We start from the raw sequence: 4,548 nt of genomic DNA, 5'->3' as shown, positions 1-4,548 counted from the left end.
GTTCGGGAAGGGGCGGGGAGGGGAAAATCAAGCCGCCCGAGCCGGCCTGAGCAGTGCCCTGATCGGATGCCACAGCTCATCCGCCTCATCGGGCGCCGTGCGCCATATCAGCCCGTCGGGATGGTGCAGCACCGCTGTGACCTCATCGGGCGTCGGCGGATGCGTATTGCCCCGCAGATACACCGCCCGCAACCCCAGATTCCGCAGCCTGGTCAAGGCGCGGGCGCGGTTCGCGGAGTGGACCAGGACTCTGACCTGATCCCCCGCGCCCGCCGGGCTCGGCAGGGTCAGGGCCACCACCACACTGCCGCCGGGCAACTTGCTGAAGCCTCCTCCAGCCATTCGGCATCACACCCCCGTGAGACGTCGCGTCAATAAGAAACTCACAGGACGCACCTAAACACGATCGGCCGCGACCCGCTAGAGGGTCACGGCCGATACGTCTTTGACCTGCGTAAATATGGCTCAGTTCTGCTGTGGGCCGACCTGGAGCGTGATCGTCTCGCCGCTCTTGGGCTCCTTCACGATCTCGATCCGCGTGTTCGTGTCAGTTACCTTCACGCTTGCCGTGGGGTTCGACGGGTCGTAGTACGACACCCAGTGACCGTCGTCGAAGACCGGCACCCCCGCACGTGCGGGGATCTTCTTCGCGACGCCCTCCGCGTGCAGGGTCACCGCGTCCGTGCCGTACCGGCTGAAGGTGGAGTCGAAGGACTGGATCCGGTTGCGCATCAGCTTGCCGTCGCCCCACTTCTCCGCCTTCGGGTGCGCGTCGATCGGCAGGACCAGGCCCTCGCCGGGGTGCACGCCGGTGTTGTTGTCGGCCTGCGAGGTGTCCCACTGCCAGAGCATCAGGCCGTTCTGGTACGGGAAGTGCTCGACCCAGTTCTCCCGCGTCTTGGCCCAACCGAAGTTGTACGGGCCGGACTTGAGGGTCTTGTCGTACGACACGTACTGGCGGTTCTCCGCGAGGTAGTACTGCGGGTAGTCCTTGGTGAAGGACTCGCCGATGCGCTCGAAGCCCTTCGCGGTCCAGCCGTTGTCGTCGCCCTCGGCGTCGTCCGAGAACAGCTTCTCGCCGTCCGCCGTCACCGAAATGCCGTCCGCCGCAAGGCCCTTGAGCGAGGTGCCGCCGTCGGTCTGGTAGCGGAAGCGGAGGTCGATCTTCTTGCCGGTGTAGGCGTCCAGCGGGAAGTTCAGCTTCTTGTACGCACCCGAACTCCCGGTCAGGGCGGGCTTGTCGCCGCCGTCGTGCGGGATCGGCTTGCCGTCGGCGGTGCCGTCGAGCGGGGTGTAGCTCGCGCCGCCGTCCGTGGAGACCTCGGCGTACGCGTAGTCGTAGTTCTCCTCGATGTCCCACCAGCCGGAGAGGTCGAGGGACGCCTTGGACTTGCCGGTCAGGTCGACCGTGCGGGTCAGGGAGTTCTTCAGGTCGTCGCCCTGGCCGCTCCACCACTGCTTGGCGCCGTCGGCCGGCTTGGTGATCGTCGTCGTGACCGGCTTCGCGGGCAGCTCGACGACGAGGGCCTGCTTGTTCTCGGTGTTGTACTCCGCGTAGCCCAGCTTGTGCGTGGACTTGGTGCCGGCCTTCGCGGTGTCGTAGTCCAGCCAGCCGAGCTGGAGCTTGTCCCAGGCCGTCATGTCACCGGGCAGGTCACCGATCGAGTCCTCGCCGCGGCCGAGCCACGAGCCGGAGGACATCAACGACCAGAAGGACGTGGAGTTCTCGCCCTTGCCCGAGGTGTCGTACAGGTCCGGCAGGCCGAGGTCGTGGCCGTACTCGTGGGCGAAGACGCCGAGGCCGCCGTTCTCCGGCTGCATCGTGTAGTCGCCGACCCAGACGCCGGTGTCACCGATCTGGGTGCCGCCCGACTTGTTCTCGGCCGGGCCGGTCTTGCCCGCGTCCGAGCCGTACGCGTACCAGCGGTGCGCCCAGACGGCGTTCTCGCCCTCGGCGCCGCCGCCCGCCGACTCGTCCTCACCGGCGTGCACGATCTGGAAGTGGTCGATGTAGCCGTCGGGTTCGTTGAAGTTGCCGTCGGCGTCGAAGTCGTAGCGGTCCCACTCGTCGTACTTGGCGAGCTGCGCCTTGATCTCGGCGTCGGTCTTCCCGGCGGCCTTCTGGTCGGCGGCCCACTGCTTCGTGCCGTCGCGCACCGCGTCCCAGACGTTGGCGCAGTTGGTGTCGCCGCAGTAGTTGGAGCCGTAACGGGCCTCGTTGTAGTCGACCTTGACCCAGTCGGAGACCTCGCCGTCGACCGAGTAGCGGCCCGAGGACTGCTTCTCGTAGTACTTCTTCACGGACTCCTTCTTGGCGTCCTTCGAGAAGTACAGGTCCTGGAAGTGCTCCTGGTCGTAATCCGCCTGCCAGGCCGTGGAGTTGTCGTCCTTGCGGTCCGGCTCGGCGATCTTGTTGTGCAGCGGGCCCGGCTTGCCGCCGTACTTCTTGACCGGCTTCTCGGGACCGTCCGGGCCGTCCGGGTCGTACATCGTGGTGTCGTCGACCTTGTCGCCGAACTCGACCAGGATGGTGAAGATCTTGTCGGTCTTCTCCCGGCCCAGCTCCACGTACTTGCCGTCGTCGAGCTTCACCACACTGGACGCGCCGCGCTTCGTGGCCTTCGCGTCGCCGGAGATGACCTGGCGCAGGGCCTCCTCGCGCTGCTGCGTCTGCCGCTCGCTGAAGGGGCCCTCCAGGTCATGGTCCTGGTCGCCCTTGGCGGGCGCCGGGTCCTGGCGCTCCACCTCCGCTGCCCGCTGCCGCCCCGTGTCGTCGGCCTGGGCGACGCTGTACACCGACGCGGTCGCGCCGGCCGCCGCGAGCGCGGTCACCACGGCCGCGGCGCGGAACGTCCGGCGTCTGCCGGACCTGCTCCTCTGGATCACTTCGTACTGTCCTCCCCCGCGACCGCGCCTGCGGAGCCGACGGATGGAGGGTCAAGGGGATCCGGGCGCAGTGCCGCGTCACAAGTGACGCCATTCGACCGGAGTTACGCGAGAAAAGACAGACCTTGACTTGAAACAGTCAAGTGCGTTAAGCGGTCGGGGAGTTGCGCTATCCGGACGCCGGAACCCCCGGGCGGACCACCGTCCCATACGGGCACGCACCCGGCCGAGGGCGCGTGCATCTCGACCCGTGGACCGTCAACTGCGCCCGTGCGCCCCTCATGCTTCGGCACCGTGCGTTAGGTCACGCTTACTCGCCTGTCGGCTCGGGAATCCAGCGGAATAGCATCAGTTGACGGCGCGGGTACGGGCCGCTCGACACACGTTCATCCCAGATCTGCTGTCCCGAGGACGACGGAGTTCGCCATGCCCCGCCCGACCGCCGCACAGCTCGCCTACGGTTCCGCCACCGTGGTCTTCGCGACCCTCGCCATGCTGCTGCTCTCCCAGACGCGTACGGGCATCGGGGTCGCCGTCATAGCCGTCGCCGCGCTCGGCCTCGGGCTTCTCGTCGCGGTGACGGTGCCGATGCCGAAGGCCACGCCCCGCCCGCACGCCACGCTCGGACCCACGGTGCTCGCCCAGCCCGCCGCCCCCGAGGCCCCGGTGGCCGTACGGCAGGTGCGCGGCGGCGAGCCCCGGGTGACCGAGCACTCGCTGCACGGCTGACCGCACGCACTGGCCTGCGACTTTCCCGAACTCCCCGACGCCGGGAGCGAGTTCAGGGGTCATCGATACGCCGACGGGCCCGCGACACTCGGTCGCGGGCCCGTCGGCGCGGTACTGCCTCGCCCGGTCAGGCGGTGCTGACCACCACCGTCTTCGCCGCCTTGTCGTGCAGGCCCTGCTTGTACGGCTTGTCGAAGAAGCTCCAGCCGCCGCAGATCGCCGTCCAGATGCAGTAGCAGCAGAACGAGAACGGCAGCCACAGCACGGCGGCCCGCACCAGCGAGGTCTGCGCGCTCGGCGTCGCGCCGTCGTTCAGATTCGCGGTGCGCAGCTTCATCACCTGCTTGCCGGGCGTCTGCCCGGTCCTGGACGTGAACCAGGTGTCGTACGCCATGTAGAGGACCGCCGACAGGATCGAACGGCCGAAGGTGCTACCGACCTCGACGTCGTCGGTGTCCACGTCGACGTTGGTCCAGCCGAACGCCCAGGCGAGCAGGGCGACCACGACGCCGACGATCACCATGTCGATGATGCGGGCGAGCACGCGCCTGCCGCTGTCGGCCAGCGGCGGCATCCCGGCGAGCGGATCGGCCCCGCCGTACCCACTGCCGTACGGATCACCGCCGTAGGGCGGCGGTGGCGGCCCCCCACCGTAGGGCCCGCCGCCACCGGGCGGGGGCGGAGCGCCGCCGTACGGGTCGCCGCCGCCGGGCGGCGGGTTGTCGTACGGAGAGCCGCCACCGCTGCCCGTGGGCGGCTGCTGCGGCTTGCGAAACGGATCGTCGTCCGGCGGTCCGTTGCCGGGCGGCGGCGGTTGAGTGCTCATGCGCCGAGTCGACCCCGCTCACCCGCACGCCGCATCCGGCGAGCGGCCGAACGGGCGACCCCGCGCACCGGCCCGTACGAGGGGCGGTACGCGGGGTCTTGGGGGCC

The 4,548-nt window shown here is 68.9% G+C and carries 4 protein-coding genes; 1 reads left to right on the top strand and 3 read right to left on the bottom strand.

Going from position 1 to position 4,548, the window contains the following annotated elements; genetic code table 11:
* Positions 1-27 precede the first annotated feature (27 nt).
* Complete coding sequence (locus tag GUY60_RS39340) at positions 28-342, bottom strand: hypothetical protein (protein WP_246236039.1); 315 nt, start codon at positions 340-342, stop codon at positions 28-30.
* 123 nt (positions 343-465) lie between these two features.
* The gene (locus tag GUY60_RS34920) at positions 466-2,886 is read right to left on the bottom strand and encodes an immune inhibitor A domain-containing protein (protein ID WP_312866539.1); all 2,421 of its coding nucleotides are present in this window, start codon (positions 2,884-2,886) and stop codon (positions 466-468) included.
* 426 nt (positions 2,887-3,312) lie between these two features.
* Here GUY60_RS34920 and GUY60_RS34915 point away from each other — a divergent pair, with 426 nt between their 5' ends.
* Positions 3,313-3,615, top strand: coding sequence for a hypothetical protein (locus GUY60_RS34915; RefSeq protein ID WP_161705296.1), 303 nt, complete (start codon positions 3,313-3,315; stop codon positions 3,613-3,615).
* A 127-nt stretch (positions 3,616-3,742) separates the two neighbouring features.
* Here GUY60_RS34915 and GUY60_RS34910 read toward each other — a convergent pair whose 3' ends face one another.
* Positions 3,743-4,441 carry an RDD family protein gene (locus GUY60_RS34910; RefSeq protein WP_161705293.1) on the bottom strand — a complete coding sequence of 233 codons (699 nt, stop codon included), beginning with the start codon at positions 4,439-4,441 and terminating at the stop codon, positions 3,743-3,745.
* Between the last annotated feature and the right edge of the window lie 107 nt (positions 4,442-4,548).

Origin of the sequence: Streptomyces boluensis, from assembly GCF_009908195.1 — a bacterium.
GTDB lineage: Bacteria > Actinomycetota > Actinomycetes > Streptomycetales > Streptomycetaceae > Streptomyces > Streptomyces boluensis.
Note: the sequence above shows the minus strand (reverse complement) of the source record. Positions and strands in the feature narration are given on the sequence as shown.